Origin of the sequence: Pseudomonas sp. Nvir (assembly GCF_963778085.1) — a bacterium.
Classification (GTDB): domain Bacteria; phylum Pseudomonadota; class Gammaproteobacteria; order Pseudomonadales; family Pseudomonadaceae; genus Aquipseudomonas; species Aquipseudomonas juntendi.
In genome coordinates this window covers 2320462-2345267 of the sequence record NZ_OY970405.1, presented here as the reverse complement: position 1 = coordinate 2345267, position 24806 = coordinate 2320462, and the positions used below count along the sequence as shown (strand labels likewise).

General features: G+C 62.2%; 30 protein-coding genes. 19 read left to right on the top strand and 11 right to left on the bottom strand.

Annotated features, from left to right (window positions below; all coding sequences use genetic code 11):
• Positions 1-2 precede the first annotated feature (2 nt).
• Genes AACG97_RS11285 through AACG97_RS11265 form a run of 5 tightly spaced genes read right to left on the bottom strand, consistent with a single transcriptional unit; the run spans position 3 to position 6503 of the window.
• Positions 3-380: a response regulator gene (locus AACG97_RS11285; RefSeq protein ID WP_009686481.1), complete on the bottom strand. Its 378-nt coding sequence runs from the start codon at positions 378-380 to the stop codon at positions 3-5.
• Positions 381-425: 45 nt separating this feature from the next.
• Complete coding sequence (locus AACG97_RS11280; RefSeq protein ID WP_009686480.1) at positions 426-1652, bottom strand: hybrid sensor histidine kinase/response regulator; 1227 nt, start codon at positions 1650-1652, stop codon at positions 426-428.
• Positions 1646-2221 carry a chemotaxis protein CheB gene (locus tag AACG97_RS11275; protein ID WP_029887038.1) on the bottom strand — a complete coding sequence of 192 codons (576 nt, stop codon included), beginning with the start codon at positions 2219-2221 and terminating at the stop codon, positions 1646-1648. Before AACG97_RS11275 ends, AACG97_RS11280 begins: the two co-directional genes overlap by 7 nt.
• Positions 2218-3039 (bottom strand): CheR family methyltransferase, encoded by an 822-nt coding sequence (locus tag AACG97_RS11270; protein ID WP_009686478.1) that lies wholly within the window; start codon positions 3037-3039, stop codon positions 2218-2220. Before AACG97_RS11270 ends, AACG97_RS11275 begins: the two co-directional genes overlap by 4 nt.
• Complete coding sequence (locus AACG97_RS11265) at positions 3036-6503, bottom strand: response regulator (protein WP_197884806.1); 3468 nt, start codon at positions 6501-6503, stop codon at positions 3036-3038. The genes AACG97_RS11270 and AACG97_RS11265 overlap by 4 nt, the downstream gene beginning before the upstream one ends.
• Between AACG97_RS11265 and AACG97_RS11260 the strand changes: the two genes are divergently transcribed.
• The gene (locus tag AACG97_RS11260; RefSeq protein WP_155273753.1) at positions 6502-6669 is read left to right on the top strand and encodes a hypothetical protein; all 168 of its coding nucleotides are present in this window, start codon (positions 6502-6504) and stop codon (positions 6667-6669) included. The genes AACG97_RS11265 and AACG97_RS11260 overlap by 2 nt on opposite strands.
• A gap of 82 nt (positions 6670-6751) precedes the next feature.
• Complete coding sequence (locus AACG97_RS11255) at positions 6752-7102, top strand: response regulator (RefSeq protein ID WP_009686475.1); 351 nt, start codon at positions 6752-6754, stop codon at positions 7100-7102.
• Between the two features lie 60 nt (positions 7103-7162).
• Here AACG97_RS11255 and cobF read toward each other — a convergent pair whose 3' ends face one another.
• The gene (gene cobF / locus AACG97_RS11250) at positions 7163-7912 is read right to left on the bottom strand and encodes a precorrin-6A synthase (deacetylating) (protein WP_009686474.1); all 750 of its coding nucleotides are present in this window, start codon (positions 7910-7912) and stop codon (positions 7163-7165) included.
• A 68-nt stretch (positions 7913-7980) separates the two neighbouring features.
• On the bottom strand, positions 7981-9270 hold the full coding sequence (locus AACG97_RS11245; RefSeq protein ID WP_182365153.1) for an OprD family porin: 1290 nt from the start codon (positions 9268-9270) through the stop codon (positions 7981-7983).
• Between the two features lie 360 nt (positions 9271-9630).
• Between AACG97_RS11245 and AACG97_RS11240 the strand changes: the two genes are divergently transcribed.
• The 3 genes from AACG97_RS11240 to AACG97_RS11230 all read left to right on the top strand — a co-directional run bounded on the left by AACG97_RS11240 (position 9631) and on the right by AACG97_RS11230 (position 11071).
• On the top strand, positions 9631-9990 hold the full coding sequence (locus AACG97_RS11240) for a histone-like nucleoid-structuring protein, MvaT/MvaU family (RefSeq protein ID WP_197884857.1): 360 nt from the start codon (positions 9631-9633) through the stop codon (positions 9988-9990).
• Between the two features lie 226 nt (positions 9991-10216).
• On the top strand, positions 10217-10744 hold the full coding sequence (gene gloA, locus AACG97_RS11235) for a lactoylglutathione lyase (protein ID WP_009686470.1): 528 nt from the start codon (positions 10217-10219) through the stop codon (positions 10742-10744).
• Between the two features lie 84 nt (positions 10745-10828).
• Positions 10829-11071, top strand: a complete 243-nt coding sequence (locus AACG97_RS11230) for a hypothetical protein (RefSeq protein WP_009686469.1) — start codon at positions 10829-10831, stop codon at positions 11069-11071.
• Between the two features lie 73 nt (positions 11072-11144).
• Here the strand turns inward: AACG97_RS11230 and AACG97_RS11225 are convergent, their stop codons facing one another.
• Positions 11145-11966, bottom strand: coding sequence for a shikimate 5-dehydrogenase (locus tag AACG97_RS11225; protein WP_009686468.1), 822 nt, complete (start codon positions 11964-11966; stop codon positions 11145-11147).
• A gap of 159 nt (positions 11967-12125) precedes the next feature.
• On the opposite strand from AACG97_RS11225, the gene AACG97_RS11220 reads away from it, so the two are divergent.
• Positions 12126-12473, top strand: coding sequence for a hypothetical protein (locus AACG97_RS11220; protein ID WP_009686467.1), 348 nt, complete (start codon positions 12126-12128; stop codon positions 12471-12473).
• Positions 12474-12567: 94 nt separating this feature from the next.
• A complete protein-coding gene (locus tag AACG97_RS11215) occupies positions 12568-12750 on the top strand; it encodes a hypothetical protein (RefSeq protein WP_009686466.1) in 183 nt (60 codons plus the stop codon).
• A gap of 97 nt (positions 12751-12847) precedes the next feature.
• Here AACG97_RS11215 and AACG97_RS11210 read toward each other — a convergent pair whose 3' ends face one another.
• The gene (locus AACG97_RS11210; protein ID WP_009686465.1) at positions 12848-13159 is read right to left on the bottom strand and encodes a hypothetical protein; all 312 of its coding nucleotides are present in this window, start codon (positions 13157-13159) and stop codon (positions 12848-12850) included.
• Positions 13160-13318: 159 nt separating this feature from the next.
• Here AACG97_RS11210 and AACG97_RS11205 point away from each other — a divergent pair, with 159 nt between their 5' ends.
• A complete protein-coding gene (locus AACG97_RS11205; protein WP_047149660.1) occupies positions 13319-14143 on the top strand; it encodes a S24 family peptidase in 825 nt (274 codons plus the stop codon).
• A gap of 38 nt (positions 14144-14181) precedes the next feature.
• Here the strand turns inward: AACG97_RS11205 and AACG97_RS11200 are convergent, their stop codons facing one another.
• Entirely contained in the window at positions 14182-14502 is a 321-nt protein-coding gene (locus tag AACG97_RS11200; RefSeq protein WP_029887030.1) for a DUF1654 domain-containing protein, read from the bottom strand.
• A gap of 226 nt (positions 14503-14728) precedes the next feature.
• Between AACG97_RS11200 and AACG97_RS11195 the strand changes: the two genes are divergently transcribed.
• Positions 14729-15403, top strand: coding sequence for a polysaccharide lyase family 7 protein (locus AACG97_RS11195; RefSeq protein ID WP_125854629.1), 675 nt, complete (start codon positions 14729-14731; stop codon positions 15401-15403).
• Between the two features lie 281 nt (positions 15404-15684).
• Entirely contained in the window at positions 15685-16611 is a 927-nt protein-coding gene (pbpG, locus tag AACG97_RS11190; RefSeq protein ID WP_029887028.1) for a D-alanyl-D-alanine endopeptidase, read from the top strand.
• 30 nt (positions 16612-16641) lie between these two features.
• Here the strand turns inward: pbpG and AACG97_RS11185 are convergent, their stop codons facing one another.
• Positions 16642-17088, bottom strand: a complete 447-nt coding sequence (locus AACG97_RS11185) for a hypothetical protein (protein ID WP_009686459.1) — start codon at positions 17086-17088, stop codon at positions 16642-16644.
• 173 nt (positions 17089-17261) lie between these two features.
• Between AACG97_RS11185 and AACG97_RS11180 the strand changes: the two genes are divergently transcribed.
• The 9 genes from AACG97_RS11180 (at position 17262) to AACG97_RS11140 (ending at position 24806) form a co-directional block, all read left to right on the top strand.
• A complete protein-coding gene (locus tag AACG97_RS11180; RefSeq protein WP_054881756.1) occupies positions 17262-18596 on the top strand; it encodes a lysine N(6)-hydroxylase/L-ornithine N(5)-oxygenase family protein in 1335 nt (444 codons plus the stop codon).
• A gap of 176 nt (positions 18597-18772) precedes the next feature.
• The gene (locus tag AACG97_RS11175; RefSeq protein WP_054881754.1) at positions 18773-19966 is read left to right on the top strand and encodes a PepSY-associated TM helix domain-containing protein; all 1194 of its coding nucleotides are present in this window, start codon (positions 18773-18775) and stop codon (positions 19964-19966) included.
• Positions 19963-20502, top strand: coding sequence for a thiamine pyrophosphate-binding protein (locus AACG97_RS11170; RefSeq protein ID WP_115293898.1), 540 nt, complete (start codon positions 19963-19965; stop codon positions 20500-20502). The genes AACG97_RS11175 and AACG97_RS11170 overlap by 4 nt, the downstream gene beginning before the upstream one ends.
• Positions 20499-20819 carry a hypothetical protein gene (locus AACG97_RS11165; RefSeq protein ID WP_009686454.1) on the top strand — a complete coding sequence of 107 codons (321 nt, stop codon included), beginning with the start codon at positions 20499-20501 and terminating at the stop codon, positions 20817-20819. Before AACG97_RS11170 ends, AACG97_RS11165 begins: the two co-directional genes overlap by 4 nt.
• Positions 20816-21385, top strand: a complete 570-nt coding sequence (locus AACG97_RS11160) for a DUF6162 family protein (protein ID WP_115293897.1) — start codon at positions 20816-20818, stop codon at positions 21383-21385. Before AACG97_RS11165 ends, AACG97_RS11160 begins: the two co-directional genes overlap by 4 nt.
• 16 nt (positions 21386-21401) lie before the next feature.
• The gene (locus tag AACG97_RS11155; RefSeq protein WP_115293896.1) at positions 21402-22304 is read left to right on the top strand and encodes a metal ABC transporter substrate-binding protein; all 903 of its coding nucleotides are present in this window, start codon (positions 21402-21404) and stop codon (positions 22302-22304) included.
• Positions 22301-23047, top strand: a complete 747-nt coding sequence (locus AACG97_RS11150; RefSeq protein ID WP_009686451.1) for a metal ABC transporter ATP-binding protein — start codon at positions 22301-22303, stop codon at positions 23045-23047. The genes AACG97_RS11155 and AACG97_RS11150 overlap by 4 nt, the downstream gene beginning before the upstream one ends.
• The gene (locus AACG97_RS11145; RefSeq protein WP_115293895.1) at positions 23047-23946 is read left to right on the top strand and encodes a metal ABC transporter permease; all 900 of its coding nucleotides are present in this window, start codon (positions 23047-23049) and stop codon (positions 23944-23946) included. Before AACG97_RS11150 ends, AACG97_RS11145 begins: the two co-directional genes overlap by 1 nt.
• Complete coding sequence (locus AACG97_RS11140) at positions 23943-24806, top strand: metal ABC transporter solute-binding protein, Zn/Mn family (RefSeq protein ID WP_047149662.1); 864 nt, start codon at positions 23943-23945, stop codon at positions 24804-24806. Before AACG97_RS11145 ends, AACG97_RS11140 begins: the two co-directional genes overlap by 4 nt.

Sequence of the window (24806 nt, the reverse complement as noted above, 5' to 3'; positions counted from 1 at the left end):
TATCAGCGCAGCAGTGCCTGAATCTGCTCGTGCAAGGTGTCCAGGTCGAACGGCTTGGCCAGGATCGGCGCCTTGCGGGTGATCGGGCTTCCGGACTCGAGGATCTCGGCGGGGTAGCCGCTGATGAAGATCACTTTCAGGTCGGGCCGCAACTTCACCGCCGGCTCGGCGATTTCTACCCCGGAGATCCCGCCCGGCAGGCGGAAGTCGGTCACCATCAGGTCCAGGTGCGGCTTGCTGGCCAGAATGGCGAACGCCTGTTCACCGTCCTCGGCGACCAGCACGTGGTAGCCCTCGCCCGCCAGGTAGTCCCGCAGAATCATGCGTATCGCTGGTTCGTCCTCGACCACCAGCACTACGTCTTGTGCATCTTCACTCATGTTAACGCCTTGAAAATTCTTCCAGTTGGCCATCAGACCCCAGGCTTATGCAGAGGTTGCCCACGCCTGGTCGTTTAGTTGTTCCACTGCAGCCAGGGGCAGTTGCAGGGTGAAGGTCGCACCTTTGCCCACCTCGCTTTGCACCACAATCCGCCCGCCATGCGCTTGCACTATCTGGTCGGAAATATACAGGCCCAAGCCCAGGCCACCCGTAGCTTGCTGAGTTGCGACGCGCTCGAACTGCTGAAAGATACGTTGCTGGTTAGCCATGTCGATACCAATGCCTTGGTCCTGCACCTGCACGCACGCCAGGCCGTCCTGCTCGTACAGCCTTACCTGCACCGGTTTGCGTTCACCATAACGCAAGGCATTGGACAACAGGTTGGCCAGTACTTGTTCAATCCGAAATTCGTCCCACTCACCCTGCAGTGGCTGGCAATGCTGCAACTCGATGAACGTATCCAGTGCCGTGGCCTGGGCGGTGAAATTTTCCACCAACCGCTGCACCAGCTCGCTCAGGTCGAACGCTTTGGGCCGCAGCGACAGCTTGCCGGTACGAATGCGCGAAACATCGAGCATGTCTTCGATCAGGCGGATCAGGCTGTTGATCTGGCGCTCGTCGCGCTCGACCATGGCCTGCAGCTTGTCGGCGCTGAACGCCGCCAGGTTGCCCCGCGCCAGGTGCAGCTTGCGCAGTTGGGTTTCCAGGATCAGCCCGTTGAGCGGTGTACGCACCTCGTGGGACACGATCGACATGAAGTCATCTCGCATGCGCACCGCATGCTCCAGCTCACCGCGCGCCGCCTGCAGCTGGCCCAGCAGCACTTCCTGCTCCTGGCGGCTGCGCTCCAGCGCCTGCAACTGGCGGTCAAGCACCTTGCGCTGGCGGTAAAGGTCGACGAACACCGACACCTTGCTCTTCACCGCCGCGGTATCCAGCGGTTTGTGCAGGAAGTCCACGGCGCCACTTTCGTAGCCCTTGAAGGCGTAGTTCATTTCACGCCCGGCTGCGGTGACGAAAACGATAGGGATGTGGCGGGTTTTTTCCGTACCGCGCATCAGTTCGGCCAGTTCGAAGCCGTTCATGCCCGGCATCTGCACATCGAGAATGGCCAGCGCGAACTCGTGTTCGAGCAACAGCGACAAGGCGGCTTCGGCAGACTGGGCCTGGTGCACCTCACGGTCCTCGCCCTGTATCAGGGCATCGAGGGCCAACAGGTTCTCTGGCAGGTCGTCGACGATCAGCAGTTTGGCGATAGTGTTGCTTAGCATGCGCTGGGTTCCAGGGCGGCGAGCAACTGCTCGATCCCACTCAAGGTAAGAATATGGTCGGGCTGATGGAGGGCCAGGGCGGCCTCGGGCATCAGCGCCACCTGTGCGTCGCGAGGGTCCTGGACGATGGTCCGGCCGCCGCTGTTCTTGATGTAAGCCAACCCCTGGGCACCGTCTTCATTGGCACCGGTGAGCAGCACGCCAAGCAGGCCGGCACCGTAGGCATCGGCCGCGGAAATGAACAGGTAGTCGATGGCCGGCCGGGAAAAATGCACCGGTGGTTCCTGGCTCAACGACAGGGTGAAGTCGCGTTCTACCGATAAATGATAGCCCGGCCCGGCCACGTAGATCTGACCAGGGCGCAGCGGTTGCTTGTCACGTGCCTCACACACGGGACGAAGCAGGCGGCGTTGCAGCACCTCGGCCAGTTGGCTGTGGCGGTCATCCGGCAGGTGCAACACACAGACTACCGGAATGGCGAACCCCGACGGCAACCCGCCCAGCACGGTGAACAGCGCGGACACCCCGCCGGCCGAGGCGCCGATCACCACCGCTTGTACGCCCTTCATGATTTGCGATAGATCCGTTCAGGCTTGACCAGCGGCTCGAAACCGTCGCTGTAAGCGGAAAAGTCGACCGACTCCTTGCTGCCCAGCACCAGAAAACCGCGATGGCACAGCGATTCATGGAACAGGCCCAGGGCGCGGTCCTGCAGCTCCTTGTTGAAGTAGATCAGCACATTGCGGCAAGACACCAACTGCGTCTCGGAGAACACGCTGTCGGTGGCCAGGCTATGGTCGGCGAAGGTCACGTTTTCACGCAGGGTGCTGTCCATGATCGCGTTGCCATAGGCTGCCGTGTAGTACTCGGCGAAATCCCGGCGGCCACCGGCGATGCGGTAGTTCTCGGCGTAGTCGAGCATGTTCTGCATCGAGTAGATGCCCTGCTTGGCTTTGTCCAGCGAGTGCGGGTTGATGTCGGTGGCGTAGATGATGGTGCGCTCGAGCAGGCCTTCTTCGCGCAGCAGGATGGCCATCGAATACACCTCCTCGCCCGTGCTGCAGCCGGCGATCCACACCTTGATCGATGGCCAGGTACGCAACAGCGGCACCACCTCGGTCCGCAGCGCCAGGAAATGGCCCGGGTCGCGGAACATCGCGCTGACCGGAATCGTCAGGTACTGCAGCAACTGCATGAACATGCCAGGGTCGTGCAGCACGCGCTCCTGCAAGGCCGATACCGTCTGGCAACCGAACTGGCGCAGCGCGTGCAGGATCCGGCGCTTGATCGAAGCGCCGGAATAATTGCGGAAATCATAGCTGTACTTGAGGTAGATGGCCTCGATCAGCAAGCGGATCTCGATATCGGTGTTACGTTCGCTAGTCAAATTCGCTCCAGTTGCGGCAGCCATACGCGGATCAGCGAGAACAGGCGGTCCAGGTCGATCGGTTTGGCCAGGTAATCGTTGGCGCCGGCCTGCAGGCAACGGTGCTGGTCATCTTTCATGGCCTTGGCAGTCACCGCAATGATCGGCAGCTTGCGCCAGCGCGGTTGCTGGCGGATCAGCCGGGTGGCTTCGAAGCCGTCCATTTCCGGCATCATCACATCCATCAGCACCAGGTCGATGTCGTCATGCTGCTCCAGGCGCTCGATGGCCTCGCGGCCGTTACGGCCGATTTCGACGATCGCGCCCTTGTGCTCCAGTGCACTGGTCAGGGCGAAGATATTACGCACATCGTCATCTACCAGCAGCACCTTGCGCCCCTCGAACACTTTGTCGCGGCTGCGCGCCGTCTTCAGCATACGCTGGCGTTCGTTGGACAACTGCGATTCGACCTTGTGCAGGAACAGCGTCACTTCGTCGAGCAGCCGCTCGGGTGAGCGGGCGCCCTTGATGATGATCGAGCGCGAGTACTTGAGCAGGTCGGTTTCTTCTTCGCGGGTCAGGTTGCGGCCGGTATACACGATCACCGGCGGGAAGGCGCGGATATCTTCGGCAGTCATGCGCTTGAGCAGTTCGTTACCGAGCATGTCTGGCAGCTTGAGGTCGATGATCATGCAGTCGTAGATGTTTTCCCGCAGCAGTGCCAAGGCCTCCTGCGCCATGCCTACGGCGGTGATCTCGACGTCGTCGTCACCGATCAGGCGGGCGATGCTTTCGCGCTGCAGGTCGTCATCTTCCACCAGCAGAATGTGCTTGAGCTTCTGCGTCAGCTTGGCCTCCAGGCGCGCGAAAACTTCCTTGAGCTCTTCGCGGCTGGTGGGTTTGACGGCGTAGCCCACTGCCCCCATGTGCATGGCGGCCTCGACACGGTCCTCGACGGAAATGATATGCACCGGAATGTGCCGGGTATCGGCCTGTTCTTTCAGGCGTTGCAGCACGGTCAGGCCGGAATGGTCAGGCAGGCGCATGTCCAGCAGGATCGCATCGGGTATGAACCGGGCGGCCAGCTCGAAACCTTCGTCGGCCGCATGCGCCACCAGGCAGCTGTAACCCAGCTCGTGGGCCAGGTCGAAGAGAATGCGGGCGAAGTTCGGCTCGTCTTCGATCACCAGGATGCAGCGGTTACTGAAAGGCGCCCGGTCACGGTCGTCGGTGAAGGCCAGTTGCGGCAGCTTCGGCGCCTGGGCAGTGGCGAGTTGCGGTACTGGCGGCAGGGTATCGACAGCCGGGCGCAGGCTGAGGGGCTCGACCTCCTGCTCCAGGTTCTCGTAGCGTTCGGGTAATACCAGGCTGAACACACTGCCCTGCCCGGGGCTGCTCTCGACACTGATCTGCCCGCCAAGCAGATGGGCAAGGTCGCGGGAAATCGACAGCCCCAGCCCAGTCCCGCCATACCGGCGGTTGCTGGTGCCATCGACCTGGTGGAACGCACCGAAGATTGCCTGCTGCTGGTCGGCAGCAATGCCGATGCCGCTATCGCGCACGGAAAACACGATGCCGCTGTCTGGCTGGTAGCCGATGTTCAGGCTGACCTGGCCGCGTTCGGTGAACTTGATGGCGTTGGACAGCAGGTTCTTGAGGATCTGCTCCAGTCGCTGGCGGTCGGTGAACAGGGTGGCAGGCACCTGAGCCTGGGCGGTGACCTCGAAGGCCAGCCCCTTTTGCCCGGCCAACGGCTCGAACATGTCGCGCAGGCCTTCGACCAGGCGGTCCAGGTGGGTGGTTTCAGGTCGCACTTCAAGCTTGCCGGCCTCGACCTTGGCGATGTCGAGGATATCGTTGATCAGGTTGAGCAGGTCGTTGCCGGCCGAGTAGATCGACTCGGCGAACTTGACCTGCTCACCGCTGAGGTTGCCTTCAACGTTCTCGGCCAGCAGCTTGGCCAGAATCAGCGAACTGTTCAGCGGCGTGCGCAATTCGTGGGACATGTTGGCGAGGAACTCGGACTTGTACTTGCTCGAACGCAGCAGCTCATCGGCGCGCGCCTGCAGCTCTTCCTGGGCCTGGGTCAGCTCCTCGTTCTTGCGGTCCAGCGCTTCGGTGCGGTCGGACAACTGCTCGTTGGTCTGCTCCAGTTCCGCTTGCTGGGTTTCCAGGTGGGCCTGGGACTCCTTGAGCACGCGGGACTGTTCCTCCAGCTCTTCGTTGGCCGTTTTCAGCTCTTCCTGCTGCACCTGCAATTCTTCGTTCAATTGCTGGGTTTCGGCCAGGACTTCCTGCAAGCGCTGGCGGTAACGGGCGCTTTCGATGGACATACCCAGGTTGCCCTCCACGCGCTGCAACAGTTCTTCGTCACGCGCCTGCAGCGGCCGCAGGAAGCCCAGTTCGAGCACGCCGTTGATCTGCCCGCCGTCGCTGGCCGGCATCAGCAGTGCACTGCGCGGCAAGCCCTTGCCCAGGCCGGAGCTGAGCTGAAAGTAGTCTTGCGGCAGGTCGTCCAGGCGCAGCAGCCGCCCTTCACGCACGGCCTGGGCCAGCAGACCCTCACCATCACCCAGCACCTGCTCGCGCGCCTGCTCTTCGGCATCCAGCCCATAGCAGGCAACGCGTACCAGGCGGCCATGCTCGTCGCGCACGTACAACGCCCCGACCACGCTGCCCAGGTAAGAGGCAAAGAACCGCAGAATGTTGTCGCCGAGCATGTTCAGGGTCAGCTGCCCAAGCACTTGTTGAGCCAGCTGGGTCTGGCCGTTGCGCAGCCAGGCCTGGTGCTCCAGGCGCTCGGCAGAACGTTGCTGGGCCTTGAGGTTGTCGTCGTAACTGCTGGACAACGCCAACAGATCGCGGCGCCCCAGGTACGCCAGCAAGGCGCTGAGGCCAACGATCAGCAGCACGAACGCCGAAATGGAGGTTACGGTGACGGTGCTGACCTTCTCGTTGCGTGCCATGCGCAACTGCTGCTCGGTGGCAATGAGGTCGGCGAATTCCTTGCGAATCTCGTCTGTCAGGCGCTTGCCGCGGCCGTTACCGATCAGCTCCCGGTAGGGGCCATCATTGCGGCGCAGGGTGATCATGCCGCTGCCGAAGTCATTCCAGGCTTGCTGCAAGGCGATCAGCCGGTCGATACGGTCAACTTGCTGCGGGTTGTCCTCGACCATGCCTTTCAGGCCCTGCAAGCTGCTGAGAATGCGCGGCTTGGCCACCTCATAGGGGTCGAGGAAGCGCTCGTCACCCGTCAGCAGAAAGCCGCGCATGCCGGTTTCCATGTCGATCGACAGCTTCACCGCTTCGTTGGCATTGCCAATGACCCGGTCGGTGTGTTCGACCCATTGCATGGCCGACAGCAGGTAGTTGATCACCGCGACGAAGGCCACGGCACCTAGCAGGCCCACACCCAGAGGAAGGCCGATGTTGCGGCTCAACAACTTGCGGAAGCTGCGCTGGTCCATCGAGGCTGCTTGAATCATGAGAAAACGCCCGAGCAAGAAAATCCATGGAAAAGAATGGCGGAACAATCGTTATGGTTATGTGCCGCTGCGCCGTGCCGACAAGCGAAGTCTAACCAGCTTTGACGGCTCTGGCAGGGCATTTAGCCAGTATTTGAAAGTGCTGTGTGCCAATCGTTCCATCTGATTGCAAGTATCGGTATCCTCGGGAACTTCTGCTGTCGCCTTGTGCACAGATCATAGACATTCACTTGCACAGGACCCGAACCATGCACCTTTTGGTAGTCGAAGACGACGACATCGTACGTATGCTGATGGTCGAAGTGCTCGATGAGTTGGGCTACTCGGTGATCGAGGCGGAAGATGCCAGCGCGGCGCTCAAGGTGTTGGAAGACCCGAACCAGCCGTTGGCGCTGATGATGACGGATGTGGGCCTGCCGGACATGCGCGGTGAGGCGCTGGCAGCCAAGGCACGCAAGCTGCGGCCACTGTTGCCGGTACTGTTCGCCAGTGGCTACGCCGAAAACATTACTGTGCCGGAGGGCATGCACATGATCGGCAAGCCGTTCAGCATCGACCAGCTGCGCGACAAGGTGCAGGCGATTCTCGGCACCGCCTGAATTCGGCGGCACCCGCTTACCAAGCGCGCAGGGAGCGCAGGGGCCAAGGAACGGTGCCTGCTACACCTCCCTGCGCAACAGGTAGGTGTCCATGATCCACCCTTTGCGCGCCCTTTCCCGCGCACGCACTTCAAGAATCTGCGCCTTCACCGCCTGCAGCGGCCCGGCGATCAGCCGTTCGTCAGCCGTGCCCAGGTAAGCGCCCCAGTAAATCGTCAAGGCCGGGTCATCGATAGCTGCGAACGCGCACTGCCCATCGAGCATCACCACCACATTGTCGATACTCCCCTGCCCGGCCAGACGCCGACCAGGCAGCACGGTCAGCGGTTCGCCAATGCGGTTGAGCGCAACACGGTGGCGCGCCGCCAGTGCCTGCACGCTGCTGATGCCCGGAATGACCTGCAGGTGCAGCGCGCCAACTCGCTCGCAGACCAGGTCGAGGATGCGCAAGGTGCTGTCATAGAGCGTGGGCTCGCCCCACAGCAGAAAGGCGCCGGTTTCGCCGTCGCCGAGTTCCTGTTCGATCAGTTGCGCATACAGCGCTGCACGTTGGACGTGCCAGTCCTGTACCGCCTGCACATACGCGTCGGCCTGCCCATCGCGCAGCGGGTCGGCGACCTCAACCAGCCGATAGCCGCCCTCGGGCCGGTACCGCTGCAGGATGGCCTTGCGCAGCTGCACCAGCTCGTTCTTGACGCTGCCTTTGTCGAGCACGAAGAACACGTGGGCCTGGCGCAACCCGTCGACGGCTTCGTACGTGACCTGGCGTGGGTCACCCGGGCCGATGCCGATCAACAACAGCTGTTTCATTGTGCTGCCCTCCGGTGCTGTTCAGCAGCCATTGTCGGGCGCCAGCAGGCCGCTGGCAAAGCACCCGTTCAGAGCAGCGAGAAGTTGTAGCTGACGATCACCCGCGTTTCGTCCATATCCCGCGCCCAGCGCTCATAGTTGCTGCGGTAGGTGGAATTACGCAAACGCACGCTGACGTCCTTGAACGTGCCACTTTGCACTTGGTACTTGAGCTCGCTGTCGCGCTCCCACTCCTTGCCTTCGGCATGGCTGCCTGGCACCTGGATATGGTCACCGTTGATGTACCGGGTGAAGAACGTAAGGCCAGGCACACCCAACGCCTTGAAGTCATAGTCATAGCGCACTTGCCAGGAGCGCTCCTGGGCGGCGGCAAAATCATTGACCTGTGCATAGTTGACCAGGTACGGGTTGCTGCCATCCAGGTAGGGCATGGCGCTGTCGCCATACATGCGCTGCCAGCCAGCACTGAGCTTGTGACCACCCAGGCTGTAGCCGAGCATGCCGCTGACGGCGCGGTGGTCGATCGCACCCGCGCGGGCGTTGCCGATGTCGTCGCTTTTGATCAGCCGCAGGTCGGCAGCAAGGCTACCCACCGGCAGCGGTTGGCTGGCCACCAGGCCGAAATACTGCTGGCGATAGATGTTCTCCAGCCTGGCCACTTGATACTGGGCACCGAAACGCTCGTTGACCCGGTAATCGACCCCGGCGAGGTCGAAGTGGTCGGCTTCGATGTCGCAGGCGTAACGCTTGTTCTTGCAATGCACGCGAATGTTTTGGCGGTCGGTTGAATCCCTTGCGGTGTACCGATCCAGGCGTGCCAGGGTGAACTTCAGATCGCGGCGTTCCTCGGAGGTCAGCATGGCGCCCTGGAACATCGTCGGCAGCAGGCGGCCATCGTTGTACTTGAGCAGGGGCACATCCGGCATCATCGAACCGTATTTGAGCACCGTGTTGGAAACTTTGACCTTGGCCGCCAGGCCCATCTTTGCATACTGGTCGGCGGAGTGCCGAGGGTTGTGCCCGGAAGACGGCAGCAAGCCGCTGTTACTGTCGGCGGGGCTGGAGTCCAACTTCACACCGAACATGCCCAGCGCATCCACACCGAACCCTACCAAGCCTTCGGTGTAACCCGACTGTACATTGAGGATAAAGCCCTGGGCCCACTCTTCTCGCTTGGACGCCCCTTGGCCGGAACTGCTGTGGCCGTCACGGAAATCCCGGTTGAAGTAGACAGTGCGTGCTTCAACCTTGGCACTGCTGTCTTCAAGAAAACCGCCAGCCTGGGCGTTGGCACCGGCACATAACAGGAACAGGCTGGCGACACGACGCCCGGGGGCAAGAGGATAGGGGGAAAACATGCAGGGAAACATCCAGATTCAAAGCGGGTTAACAACCGGTGGCAACGACTTGCCACGGTAATGGGACATGACCGCGCAACAGCCAGCCATACTTTGAAATGATCGCGTAACGGCTCTGGCGCGGGCCATTGGACCATGGTCTAAGCGCCCTGCCAGGCCGCTTCGGCGAGTCGCCTGTATCGCGCGTGGGCAACTAGGAAAGTTCCCCGCTTATTTGCAATAAGTTAGCAGTTTACCCCGCCCCAATGTGTGACTACACTCGCTATCAACGAACAGTAAAACCCACCTGCGTGGCCGGCGTATTCATGCGTTCCAATGTTCGTCACGCCCCGCCACAGCCGACGTACAGGAGTGATTACAGTGTCCAGACTTGCAGAGTTTCGTGCTGCGGAAAAAGCGCTCCAAGAACAGATGGCGCAACTGGAAGCGTTGAAAAAAGATGTCGGGTTAAAGCGCGAAATCGAGTTCGAGCAGAAACTCGTCAACCTGATGAAAAGCTACGACAAAAGCCTGCGCGATGTCATAGCCATACTTGACCCCAAAGCCGGGGGGCGCACCACCGGCCCTGCCCCCAAACAGCACCGTCGCCCGCGGGTGGTGAAGGTTTACACACACCCCGAGACCGGCGAGCGGATCGAGACCAAAGGCGGCAACCACCGCGGCCTCAAAGCCTGGAAAGAGCAGTATGGCGCCGCCGAGGTGGAAAGCTGGGCTCGCTGATGAAACATCAACACGTGCTTCACACTTTTTTCACAAGGGCTGGCTCAGTATCGAGGCAGCTAAAGGACTAGCGACCCCATCACGCGCCCGCACATGCGGGCCTCTAATTCCAGCGCCCTGCACTCGTGCAGGGCGCTTTCATTTGCGCAATCGGCGCACTGACGTATCATGGCCAGCCTGTCTGTTTTGCCGGCGCCCCGTGCCCGGCCCTGCCTCAGGAGTTCCCATGAGCCTGCACGATCTGCAAACCTTGCCTGGTGTCACCGCACAACCTGACGCCGCCACCGCCCAATTCGTCTTCAACCACACCATGCTGCGGGTCAAGGACATCGAAAAGTCCCTGGACTTCTACACCCGTGTGCTGGGCTTTCGCGTGGTAGATAAGCGTGATTTCCCCGAAGCCGCTTTCAGCCTGTACTTCCTGGCCCTGGTCGACCCGGCGCAGATCCCCGCCGATGATGCCGCCCGTCACCAGTGGATGAAATCGATCCCTGGCGTGCTGGAGCTCACCCACAACCACGGCACCGAAAACGATGCCGATTTCGCCTATCACGATGGCAATACCGACCCACGCGGCTTCGGTCACATCTGCGTGTCGGTACCCGATGTACGCGTCGCCTGTGCGCGCTTCGAAGCGCTAGGTGTACCGTTCCAGAAGCGCCTGCAGGACGGGCGCATGAACCACCTGGCGTTCATCAAGGACCCGGATGGCTATTGGGTCGAAGTGATTCAGCCGGCCGACCTCGCAGGCTAAGCGTTCGTCGGGGGCGGGAACCACCGCCCCCTTGCTGTGGTATATGAAGGTAATTGCTTCCCATGCCACAGCGAGGTAAGAACCATGCAATCCCTTCACTGTGAATACCGCAAGCACACCATCACCGCCAGCGTGATGCCCCATCCTGACTCGCCCCTGCCCTACGCCGCCGGTTGCCTGATCACCGCCCCTGATGGCCATACCAGCAGGCGCCTGTCGATGCCGATGAAGTTCTTCTCCGACCTGGAACGTGCCCAGCATGTGTCACTGGCCCACGGTCGAGCGCTGGTCGACCAGCAACTGGACGCCGGCACCAAGGTATTCTGATTGCCCCCTTGGCCTGTAGCGGCCTCTTCGCCAGCACCGCTGCCATACCGCGAAGGGGCCGCTGCTGGTGCATTCAGATATCGCGAGCGTACGCCACGGCGGCATCGACTTGCGCCGGCGTCGGCCTCACACCTGTGTACAGCACGAACTGCTCCAGCGCCTGCAGCGCAATCACCTCAAGCCCGGTAATCACGGGCTTGCCCAGCGCTTGGGCGCGGCGAATCAACGGTGTTTGCGCGGGCATGGCCACCACATCGAATACCCGCTCTGCAGCAGCGATGGCGATGTCCGAAAACGCCAGCTCTTCAGCTTCTGCGCCCCCCGCCATGCCGATCGGCGTCACATTCACCAGCATCGGCGGGCAGATATCGCCGAGTTCTGGCAGCCAGCGGTAGCCGCACATATCCGCCAGCTGCTGCCCCGCCTGGGCATTACGCGCGACGATGGTGCCTTCGGCAAAGCCGGCATCGCGCAAGGCGCTGGCAACGGCCTTGGCCATACCGCCGCTGCCGCGCAGGGCGAAAGCGGTTGCCGGGTCGACCTGGTGCCGGGTCAACAACTGGCGTACGGCCAGATAGTCGGTGTTGTAGGCTGTGAGGCGACCGTTGGTGTTCACCAAAGTGTTGACCGACTCGATGGCCGCTGCCGACGGGTCGATCTCGTCTACCAGCGCCATGCACGCTTCCTTGTATGGCATCGATACCCCACACCCGCGTATGCCCAAGGCTCGAATTCCCGCTACCGCGGCCGGGAGGTCGTCGGTGCGCATGGCCTTGTAGTAAAAGTCCAGGCCCAACTGTTGGTACAGGTGGTTGTGAAAGCGCACGCCGAATGTACCGGGGCGGCCTGCCAGGGAAATGCACAGCACGGTATCCCTGCCGGGAGTTGTCGACATAGCCTGCTCCTGAGTCATGACTGAAACGTTTGTGCAGCGTACCAGAGGCAACCGCTGTTCGTCCCTTACACAACCTTTACCATTGCCCTGCGCGCAATTGACAAATACCGGAGTCATATTAGTGACACCCCACTTTAGGGGTTTACTCGCGAGGTTGATATGAACCGTCTCATTCCCGGAATCGCCCTGCTGGTCGGCGCTTTGGCCATCAGCGGGCCTGCAGCTGCCCACGGTGGTTACGGCCATGGCGGCGGTTGGTATGGGCCGGGCCCGCTACTGGGAGCTGCCGTGGTTGGCGCGGTGGTTGGCGCTACGGTGTCTGGCGGGCACGACCGTACGGTGTACGTGGAACGCCAGCCGGTGTACTACCCGCCGCAACCGGTGTACGTGCAGCCGCCGCCGCAGCCCGTCTATTACCAGCCTTATTATGCGCCGGCCCCGCCACCGCCAGGCTACCGGGCCTACTACGGCCCGCCACGGGTGTATTACGGCCCGCCACGCTGGTAAGGGTTGATAGAAGTAATGACCACTATCGACAACGTTGATTTCAAACCCTGGTAGCGGCTACGTATGGTAGGCCCATGTTTCACAGGAGGTCCCCATGGCCACTATCCAGATCATGTCCGTTGTCGGCAGCGCTGTTCCGGTTTCACTGCGTGAACAAGGCCTGTTGGCCTGCTGGTACCTGGTGCGCAACGGCGAGGCTGTGAGTGGGCCGGTGCCGACCCTCGCCCAAGCCCGCGCATTGGCTGAACTGTTGCAACCAGGCACCTTGGTGGCCTGACCCGAATTTGTTGTGCGTTGCTCCCTACGCCCTTGTGCCCGCCGAAATGGCGGGCTTTTTTTTGTGTGGCCATGGTGGGTGCGGGTCGTCGGTCGTTTCACGCCTTGGCCCGGGCCAGTTGACTGGTCAGGGCCACGACCCTGCCTTGCAAGCGGCCGACGGTGACCACCAGTTCATTGCGCTCCTTGGCGAACTGGTCAGCCTTGGCCTCCGCCTCACGGCGGGCATCGCGCTCGCTATCGAGCAGCTCGGTCAGGCGGCGAATCACGGCAATGTCTGCATTGTCCAGCGCGCGGTCTGCCGCATCTCTGGACAGCCATTTGCGCAGCCATAGAAAGGCCCCGAACAACACGGTGCCTGTACCACCCAGCCACGTAAGGGTGCCTGGGCCGAGGTCGGTGGGATCCATGTAAACCTCTTTACTGACGAGATGGGCAATCCACGGCATTGCATCGCCGTGGCTTTTATTGTCTGAAGGTTTAGTTTAGCCTAGGGGTAAATTTACCTCAAGGGAAATTTAGCCATGCGCACATTTAGCAGAGAGCTAAACACTGGCATGCTTCGCCTTATGGACATCTATGAAATCCGCAAGCAGAACCTGGTCAAGCTGATCGCCGACCAGAAAAAGGGCGCCTGCGCCGAGCGCTGGGGCATGGCGCCTGCGCACCTGAGCCAGATTCTCTCCAACAGGACCGCCAAGAACCTGGGCGACGACGTGGCGCGGCGGATCGAGGGTATCGAAGGCTTGCCACGCGGCTGGTTCGACGCGCTGGCGCCCGGCGATCACCCGCAGGCCTCGGGCGGGCCTGCCGACGGCGCGGTGTGCGCCGCCGACCTGGTCAAGCAGATGCTGGCAAAAAGTGGCAAAGGCATCCCCGAAGAAACCCGCCAGAGGCTGCTGGCCGCGGCTGCCGAGCCCGCGGAAACCGTATTGCTGCAGGCCGACCACGGCCGGCCCGGCCTGGTGGGCGATGAGGTATGGATTGCCCACTATGATGTGCGCGCGGCCATGGGCGGCGGCCAGATCCCCCATGACTACCCGGAAATGTTCAAGGATGTGCGGGTCAGCCCCAGCCACCTGCGGGAACTGGGTGTGGAATTCAGCGAGCACCACCACCTGAAGATGGTCACTGGCTGGGGCCAATCGATGGAGCCCACCATCAGGCACCGTGACCCACTGATCGTCGATGTCAGCATTCGCGAGTTCGTGGGCGACGGGATCTACTTTTTCGCGTGGGGTGACCATATCTACATCAAGCGCCTGCAGATTGCCGATGACGATCATTTCGAGATGATTTCCGACAACTCACGGCACAAGGACCGCCTGATTCGCCGCGAAGAAACCTATATCCAGGCCAGGGTCCTGCTGGTGTGGAATGCCCACCTCGTGTAAGGCGCCACCTGCCCCGGCAGCGGCCTGGCGCCGGTATTTCAGAACGGCGCAGCAGGCATCAGTGACCCACAGCCCTGCTCGACGCTCACTTCGTCAAACTGCTGGCCGGCGTGGCGCTGCCAGCGCACCAGCACGCTGCCATCAGGGTTGAAGGTCAGGTCCAACTCGGGTGTTTCCAGCAGCAGCCCCATCACCTCTTCCCATTCCGCGTCGCCATCGCTGTGCAGGCGATGCACCAGTACCCAGCGCTGGGTCTGGGCCACAGGGTGGTTGATCATCGACGATACCCGCAGGCTCAGGCGCTCTACACCCGACATTCCCGGGGGCTGAAGGGTGGTCGACGCTGTTTGCATAGGCATATTGTCATCCTGATATATGTATATTTGTACAGTACCCGGCGAAAGCTTATCGCACAGCCAAATCCAGCGTAAAGGCCTTGCCCTGAAAATTTTCGCCAACAGGTAATTTCACCCACAGCGCAATTTTTAGCTTTAAGCTATTGACATTTAATTTAGCCATTGGCTAACTCTCAACCAGGCAGCATTCAGTCTGCCCTTCAAACCTGGCTGTTCATGAGGAGTTACCATGGCCGTAGACATCAGCAACCTGTTGATCGCCACCCCGGTGGCAGTATCCGCAACCAACCCCGTTGCCCTGGAACTTGACGGTGACGAAGCCATTGCCCGCCTCCCAGAGGTGGTCACGTTACTCAGTGACGGCTCGATCCAGTTTTCTGCGCCAACCAAAGGGGCGTCGAGCAAGAGTACCCACCGCACCCGCTGTGAATGGACCGAGACCCGTTCCTGGACGCTGGCCAGTGCCGCGGATCATTGGAGCCGTCAAAGCATGACGTTGACCAAGGTCAACGCCGCGCAGAAGGTGGTCATTGCCCAGATGCACGTGCGCGGCGACGACGGCCCGCCCGTCAAGGTGTTCTGGAAGAAAGGTGATATCACCTTGGGCTTTCGCCAAGCCTATGACCAGGCTGACCCAGTGAATTCGACGGTGCTCAAGGGCGTACCGCTGGGCGCGCAGTTCGGCATAAGCCTGCACGTCACGGCACAGGGCCTGGTCACGGTCACCGCAACCTGCAAGGGAGCAACCGGTACTTCAGGTGGTTTGCAACTCGACGGCAGTTGGGCTTCGCGCCTGTTCGAATTCCACGGCGGCGTTTACAACCAGGTCGACTACAACGACCAAACGCCGGTCGACGATGGCTCGATCTGCATTATCAGCGACCTGACGTTGATACATGGCTGAGGCGACAACGCCCTTTGCGTGCCGGCCCTCCTGTTCACGGGTCGGTACCGGACCTGATCAGAACCGAGCGCTCAGTTTGCCCCCGCCCCTATCACCGTTCGGCGCACTTCATGAACAGCACATGAAGGGTACACAATGGGTACGGGATTAAATTTCGTTCACGTTGCGCCCTTTAGATATAAGGCATTCGACAGCCGTTCAGCCATACTCCAGAATGCAGCGGTTTTTGGGGGAAAACCCTTGCACAGCCAACGACATACCAACCTTTAGTGAGCCTCAACGTGAAAACATCCCTGTCCATTCTCAGCCTGCTGCTGTTGCTCACAGGTACCGCGACGCTGCCGTCGACCGCTGCTGCACAACCCCCGGCCAAGGTGCAACGCGACCCCTCCAAACTGCACCTGGCTTCGGGCAGCGCGCTGCTGATCGACCTCAATACCAACCAGGAGCTGTACTCGAACCACGCCGACCGCGTGGTGCCGATCGCTTCGGTGACCAAACTGATGACCGCGATGGTGGTGCTGGACGCCAAGCTGCCCATGGATGAGATGCTCACCATGACCATCGCCAACAACCCGGAGATGAAGGGCGTGTATTCACGGGTACGCCCCGGCAGCCAGCTCAATCGCCGCGAGACCCTGCTGATTACCTTGATGTCTTCGGAAAACCGTGCAGCCAATAGCTTGGCCAATGCCTACCCCGGTGGCTACCCGGCATTCATCAAAGCGATGAACGCCAAAGCCCGTAGCCTGGGCATGGCCCATACCCGCTACGTTGAGCCTACCGGGCTTTCGACGCAGAACGTGTCGACTGCCCGCGACCTGTCCAAGCTGCTGATGGCCTCGCGCAAGTACCCTATGCTGAGCGAGCTGTCGACCACCCGCGAGAAGACCGTGGCCTTCCGCAAGCCCAATTACACCCTGGGGTTCCGTAACACCGACCACCTGGTGAACAAGAGCAACTGGGACATCAAGCTGACCAAGACCGGTTTTACCAACGAAGCCGGGCATTGCCTGGTGCTGTTGACCCGAATGGATAACCGCCCTGTGGCGATGGTCATCCTGGATGCCTTCGGCAAGTACACCCATTTCGCCGATGCCAGCCGCTTGCGCCAATGGCTGGAAACCGGTGCAGCCAAGCCAGCGCCGGCCGTGGCCATGCAGTACAAGGCGGATCGCCAGGGCAAAGGGCGGGTGGCGGCCGAGTAAGCAGGCCCGAAGCAACAGGCCATGGCGCCGTCAGGCCGTGGCGCTGACCATCCCGCCGGAGCTGCTGCCACCCTCTTGCTGCAGCAGCTCCAGCAACTGCGCGGTGGCGGCCATGATCTGACCGTTGAGGGTAGCGATGCTTGCCTGCTTGGCACCGACCGCAGCCGCCTTGGACGTCTCATCCATCTTGCTGTTCTGCAACGCGGCAAGCTGCTTCTGCTCCTCGGCCAGTTGCTTCTGCAAGTCCTTGATCAACTGCCGCAGCTCGCTTACCGCCTCCGACTCACCGCTGTCCGCTGTATCCGCTGACTGTGCCTGGCTACCCGCGGACACCTTAAGGCTGTCGCTGCTGATTTGCAGCGGGCCCACCGCTTCGCCGGCCTGCTTGGCCTGGTCGCGTTCAGCGGCGGCATTAGCGCTGAGCGCCTGCGCCGATACGCCATTGATCATGAGGTTGCCAGCTGTGATGACGGCCATGTCGGTCCCTGTCTGAAAGATCGGGCTTTGCGTTAACCACCCTATCGGCCAATTCGCGCCGCGCTTTAGCCCAATTAAATTCCCGGTCGGCTGGCTCGTTCCACCTCATGTACTTGCACAGCGGCCGAAGCCCCGGCGGGCGTGCCTATTCGAGCATTCAGGGAATCACCATCATGAGCCAGCCCACACAGCAGGACACCATCAAAGATCTGATCGGCGTGGGCTTCGGCCCTTCCAATCTGGCCTTGGCCATTGCCCTGGAGGAACTGGCAGAGTCACAGGGCCATGCCCTGGACGCGCTGTTCATCGACAAGCAACAGGACTACCGCTGGCACGGTGAAACCCTGGCGACACAGAGCGAGCTGCAGATCTCGTTCCTCAAAGACCTGGTGTCGCTGCGCAACCCCACCAGCCCCTACAGCTTCGTCAATTACCTGCACCAGAAACAACGCCTGGCGGACTTCATCAACCTGGGCACTTTCTACCCCTGCCGCCTGGAGTACAACGACTACCTGCGCTGGGCCGCCGAACACTTCGCCGGCCAGGCCGTCTATGGCCAGCAGGTGCTGCGGATCGAGCCGCAGGTACAGGGCGGCCGGGTGGAGCACCTGCGCCTGGTGTCGCGTGATGCGCAAGGCCGCGAATACAGCCGCCGCACCCGCTCGGTAGTGGTCGGCAGCGGCGGCACACCGAAAATTCCGGCGAAGTTCGGTGCTTTCAAGGATGACCCGCGGGTGTTCCACCATTCTCAGTACCTGAGCAGCCTGAACAAACTGCCGTGCACGCAGGGCGCCCCGATGCGCATCGCCGTGATCGGCTCGGGGCAGAGCGCCGCCGAGGCGTTCATCGACCTCAACGACAGCTACCCTTCGGTCAAAGTCGACATGATCCTGCGCGGCTCGGCCCTCAAGCCCGCCGACGACAGCCCGTTCGTCAACGAGATCTTCTCGCCGGACTACACAGACCTGGTCTTCAACGAGCCAGCCGAGCAGCGCAGCAAGCTGCTGGGCGAGTACCACAACACCAACTACTCGGTGGTCGACCTCAACCTGATCGAGCGCATATACGGCATCCTCTACCGGCAAAAAGTCGCCCACCAGTATCGCCACAACGTCTTGTGCCGCCGCCAGGTCGATGCCGTGGTCGCCACCCGCGAGGGCCTGGAGCTGACCCTGCGTGACCTTGCCACCGACCAGCAGCAAACGCACCGCTACGATGCCGTGATTCTCGCCACCGGCTACGAACGCCGCTCGCACCGCGACCTGCTGGCACCCCTGGCCGGGTACCTGGGCGACTTCAGCGTCGACCGCAACTACCGCGTGCTGGCCAGCCCCGACCTGCAAGCCTCGGTCTACCTGCAGGGCTTCTGCGAAAACAGCCACGGGCTTAGCGACACCCTGCTCTCGGTGCTGCCGACACGTGCCGCGGAGATAGCCAGGGCCCTATACCAGGACCTCGCACAGCTGCACGGCAAACCTTCTGCGGCAGTGGCACTGACCAGCGCCTGACCGCCAGAACACGAGCCGCCCTGGCCGACCTGACGCCCCCTGCGCAGGTCGGCTTTGTCGTTTGAAACATTTGCTTTCATTTTAATCGGCAGGATTTCGATTCTCATTCGTCCTTATCAGTACAGCCCTCTTTGGTTGGGCGCACGCTCGACCACCCATAGCAGAAGACCCGTCTGATGGCCAAATCGTTGAAAAAATCCAAATCCAGGCTGTGGTTCCTGGTGCACAGCTGGCTCGCCTTGCCGATCTGGTTCTTTGTATTGATCGTCTGCTTCACGGGCATGCTCGCGGTGGTCAGCCAGGAAATCGTCTGGCTGGCCAACCCCGATGTACGTGCCAGCAAGCCGGACACCGACGCCGAACGCCTGAGCTTCCAACAGGTGCTGAACGCCCTGCATGAAGCAGAGCCGGATATGGTCGTGCGCTCCATCATTCAGCCTGAGGGCTCACACTTCGCCCTCACGGCCAATGTGACCTTCCCGGACGGCACCACCCCGACCTTGTACGTCAATCCTTACACCGGTGCGATTCAGGGCAAATCCCCCGACTTCAACTTCCAAGCCTTCACCCGCGCCCTGCACGGCTGGTGGCTGGTGCCCTTCACCAACGGTTTCAGCTGGGGCTGGTACCTGGTGTCGATCCTCGGCCTGCCCATGTTCGCTTCGCTGGTAACCGGGCTAGTGGTGTACAAAAAGTTCTGGAAAGGCTTCTTCAAGCCGGTACGCACAGGGCACGGTTCGCGCATCTTCTGGGGCGACCTGCACCGCCTGGCCGGTGTCTGGTCGATCTGGTTCATCGCGGTCATTTCCATCACCGGTACCTGGTTCCTGATCCAGGCGATTCTGTTCGACAACCACATCAGCATTTCCAGCGAGCCGATCGTGCCGGTCATCGCTCGCGAAGAAGTGCCCCAGACCGCCGATGGCAGCCCAGCCCCACGGATCGACCTCGATGAAGCGGCACGCATCGCTGGCCTGGCGATTCCAGGGCTGGAAATCAACTTCATTGCGTTGCCTGCCACCGCTTACAGCCATATTTCCATGGGCGGGCGGAGCTGGTATCCGCTGATGGCCCAAAGCGCCGAGGTCAACCCCTACACGCGCAAGGTGGACAGCCAGTTCCTGCTGGGCGACCGCTCCGCCCTGGAGTTCGTCACCGAGTCCATGCGCCCCTTGCACACCGGTGACTTTGGCGGCCTGCCGATCAAGCTGATCTGGTTCTTCTTCGGCCTGGTGCTCACCCTGATGGTGTTCAGCGGCTTGCTGATCTGGACCAAACGTACGGCGCAAGCCACCGCTGCCGCGCTGAAGCGTAGCGAACGCGCACCCCATACTGCGCCCACTCGGACCTCGCTGGAGATGCAACGATGAGCCACACCCAGGCCGTGCCCGTCAGCCCGCTGAAACAGTGGTGGTTGAAGTGGCGTTTCCACTTGAACATCCTGCTGATCCTGATCCCGCTGGGTTTCATGCCCAAGTATTTCAGCGACGCAAAGCTGTTCCGCGGCGAGGCAGGGCTGGGGGCGAATGTGATCACCGGCATCCAGGCCGGCCCCTACACCCTGGACGTGGCGGAACTGCGTGACGAAGCCCCCCGCAGAGACGGCCCGGCAGGCGACTTCAAGGTATTCAGGGCAGCGCTGTGCAAGGCGTGCGTCAACGACGTGAAGGCCGTTTACCTGCGCATCGGCAAACCGCGCAGCCTGCGGGCGGCTGGCACGATCTTCTTCGGCGCGCCCTACGCTATGGCCACCAATCTGCCGATCCCCCCACGCACCAAACCCGACGCCCAGATCTGGATCACCGTGGAAGGCTGGGACGGCAGCATGCACCAAGCGTCTGTCCCGCTGGCCAAGGCATCGCCAGCCACCGTGGCCTGGCTCGAGAAAAAAGGAGGCATGAAATGAAATACCTGCTGCGCACCCTCGCCCTGCCCTTGCTGGCACTGGCCGCAAGCCCGGCACTGGCCCACAACCCCATGTGCGAATGCGAAGAACTGGCCAGCGGCCAAGTCAAGTGCACCGGTGGTTTCTCGGACGGCAGTGGCGCCCCCGGGGTAACCCTAGATGTGATCGGCTATGACGAGCAAGTGCTGGTCGGCGGCAAGCTTGGCGACGATTCGACCCTGACCTTCAAGCGCCCAGACGGCGAATTCTACGTGCTGTTCGACGCCGGCCCCGGGCACGTGGTGGAAGTCGACTACGCCGACATCGCCCAGCCATGAGCCGCGCTCACGTGATTCGCCCGGCCGGGGCCGGGCACGAAACCCTGTACGTGCTGTTGGCCAGCTTGCTGATAGTGGCGTTGGCGGCTGGCGTGGTGTGGCTGCGCGGCGAGCGCGAGGACGAACAGGCCATCGCCGCCCACCAGATCGACGCCCGCCGCGACCTCACTGCGGCCGAGCAAGGCCTCTACACCGACCTGCGGGTGGCATTCGACGAGATCCAGTTGCTGCGTGAAGAAAACGCTGCTGCACCTGGGGTACAGGCCCTGGCCGATGAAGGCCTGCCACCATTCGTGGTCGACGCCGGCAGCCAGAGCCGGGGCAGTCACCAGTGGACCTGGCTGGTGCCCGGCGCCTACCTGGGCCGCAGCCAGGCACCCGAAATTGCCGGCAGCCTGCTGCTGATCCTGCCACCCGACAGCACCGGCCAGGCTGATATCTGGTTGCGCCGCGACAGCGCCGCAATCATCCCGGATGACCTCGGCCAGGCGGCACTGATCGCCGCTGGCTGGCAACAGGTGGTCAGCCACTACGACGCCGGGGTTACCCGCGAACACCGCCACTGAACCGAAGGACTCGCCCATGTTTCGCTCCGCCCTCGCCCTGCTCCTGGCCCTGGCCCTACCGGCAATGGCCCTGGCCGATAACGACAAGCCGCTGCGTATCGGCATCACCTTGCACCCCTACTACAGCTACGTGAGCAACATCGTTGGCGACAAGGCCGAGGTGGTGCCGCTGATTCCGGCGGGCTTCAACCCGCACGCCTACGAGCCCCGGGCCGAAGACATCAAGCGCATCGGCACCCTGGACGTGGTGGTGCTCAATGGCGTTGGCCATGACGACTTTGCCGACCGCATGATCGCTGCCAGTGAGAAACCTGATATCGCCACGATCGAGGCCAACCAGAACGTACCGCTGCTGGCAGCTACCGGCATTGCCGCACGCGGTGCCGGCAAGGTGGTCAACCCGCACACTTTCCTGTCGATCAGCACGACCATTGCCCAGGTCAACAACATTGCCCGCGAGCTGGGCAGGCTCGACCCGGACAATGCCCGGTTCTACACGCAGAACGCCCGGGCCTACGCCAAACGCCTGCGTGGCTTGCGTGCCCAGGCACTGGCCAAGGTCACCGAGGCCCCCAGCGCTACCTTCCGCGTGGCCACCATCCACGCTGCCTACGACTACCTGGTCCGCGACTTCGGCCTGGAAGTGACCGCCGTGGTCGAACCCGCCCATGGTATCGAGCCGAGCCCGGCGCAGCTGAAGAAGACCATCGACCAGCTCAAGGCACTGGACGTGAGGGTGATCTTCTCGGAAATGGACTTCCCCTCAGCCTATGTCGAAACCATCCAGCGTGAGTCTGGTGTGCGCCTTTACCCCCTCACCCACATTTCCTATGGCGAATACACCAAGGACAAGTACGAAGTGGAAATGAAGCGCAACCTCGACACCGTGGTCCGCGCCATTCAGGAGAACCGCGCATGACCGCCGCTGCCAACCTGGCAACCGCCTGCGGGCCGCGCATCACCTTTGCCGGTATCGACCTGACCCTGGGCCGCACCCGTATCCTCGAACAGGTCAGCTTCACCGTCGCCCCGGGCAGCGTGCACGCCATCGTCGGCCCCAACGGCGGCGGCAAGAGTTCGCTGATCAAGACCCTGCTCGGGCAAATGCCCCACCATGGTGAACTGACCCTGCACTGGCCAGGGCAAGGCGAGGTGATCGGCTACGTCCCGCAGGCCCTGGAGTTCGACCGCGGGCTGCCAATGACCGTGGATGATTTCATGGCTGCCATGTGCCAGCGGCGCCCGGCCTTCCTGGGTTTGTCGCGCAGGGTGCAGCCTGCCATCGATGCTGCGTTGGCGCGGGTTGGCATGCTGGAAAAGCGCAAGCGGCGCATGGGGGCCTTGTCGGGCGGTGAGCGCCAGCGGGTGCTGCTGGCCCAGGGGCTCATCCCCGAACCACAACTGCTGGTGCTGGACGAGCCGATGTCGGCGCTCGATGAAGCCGGCATTCAGGTGTTCGAACAACTGCTGCTGGCCTGGCGCCAGGCGGGAACCACTGTGTTGTGGATCGAACACGACCTGGAAGCGGTGCTGCGCCTGGCCGACCGGGTTACCGGGCTGAGCCGCCAGGTACTGTTCGACGCCCCGCCAGCCCAGGCCCTGACGCCGGAGCGCCTGTTGGGCCTGTTTTCCGTCCACCCGCGTAGCGAGAGCATTGCCTGATGAGTTTCGAAACCTTTCGCCAAACGATCCAGGACTGGGCCATTGCCGGCTACCTGCCCGAGGCGCTGGCCTATGGCTTCGTGGTCAATGCCTTGCTCGCCGGCCTGATGATTGGCCCGGTGCTGGGTGGCCTGGGCACCCTGGTGGTGGTCAAGCGCTTTGCGTTCTTTTCCGAAGCGGTCGGCCATGCCGCACTGACCGGCGTGGCTATCGGCATCCTGCTGGGCGAGCCCTATACCGGGCCTTATGGCAGCCTGTTCGGTTACTGCCTGCTGTTCGGCATCCTGCTGAACTTCCTGCGTAACCGCACCGGGTTGTCACCGGACACACTGATTGGCGTATTCCTCTCGGTGTCGCTGGCGCTGGGCGCCAGCCTGCTGCTGATGCTGGCGGGCAAGATCAATGTGCACATCCTCGAGAACGTGCTGTTCGGTTCGGTGCTGACCGTGAGCGGGCAGGACCTGGTGGTACTGGGTATTGTCGCCATACTGGTGCTGGCCTTGGCGCTGCCGCTGTACAACCGCATCATGCTGGCCAGCTTCAACCCGCAGTTGGCTGCTGTACGCGGCGTGGCGGTGAAAACCCTGGACTACCTGTTCGTGGTGCTGGTGACCCTGGTCACCGTGGCTGCAGTGAAGGTGATCGGGGCCATTCTGGTCGGTGCGTTGCTGGTGATCCCGGCTGCCGCCGCGCGCCTGGTCAGCCAGTCACTGAAGGGCTTTTTCTTCCTCTCGGTGCTCATCGCCACCATCAGCACGTTGTTCGGCATCCTGCTACCGATCGTGTTCGACCTGCCGGTGCCGTCGGGTGCCGCGATCATCCTGGTTGCCGGTCTCTGCTTCGCCCTCGCTGCGCTCGCCCGCGCCCTCGTTCCCCGCCTGCAAGGAAACCCGGCATGAACCTGAAACACCTGACCCTGGCACTGGCCCTGGCCAGCCTGCCGTCGCTGTCTTTCGCCACGCAGGTGCTGACCACCTTGCCGATCACCCACAGCCTGGCCAGCGCCCTGCTCGAGGGGACCGGCGTACAACTCAAGCGCGCAGCCCCGGCCAACCTGCCGGCCAGTCGCCAGCCGTCGTACTTCAGCGGCCGTGGTGGCGCCAGCCTGGACAAGGCTGCGCAACAGGCCGATGCGGTGATCGGCGTACGTTCGATCTGGCGCGACGACCCGTTATACCCGATGGCCCGGCGCAGCAATATCCGCATTGTCGAGATCGATGCCGCACGACCGGTGGACGGCGCCTTGCCAGGTATTGCGGTGAGTGGCGACGATGCCTACAACGCCTACCCGTGGCTGAACCCGACCAATCTGGGGCGCATGGCCGACGTCGTGGCCAACGACCTGGAACGCCTGGCGCCGAGCGAAAAAACGAAAATCCAGGGCAACCTGGCCGCGCTCAAGCGCCAGCTGTTGGAACTTGCCGCCAGCAGCCAGACGCAGTTGGCCAAGGTCGACAACCTCACAGTGGTCAGCCTGTCGCCGCGGTTGGGTTACCTGGCCAGCGGCCTGAACCTGGATGTGGTGCAGCAGCCGCTGCCAACGGCGTGGGATGCTGCCGCGCTGAAGGCGCTGGAGGCCAACCTGAAGGCACAGGATGTAGCGTTGGTGCTGGACCATCGCCAACCGGAGCCGGCGCTGGCCGCAGCGATCCAGGCGGCCGGCGCGAAGCTGGTGGTGGTGGACAGCGACCCGGATGATGCGTTTGCCGGGTTGAAGGCCAGTGTCGAACAAGTCGTCGGGGCACTTGGCGAAAGCTGA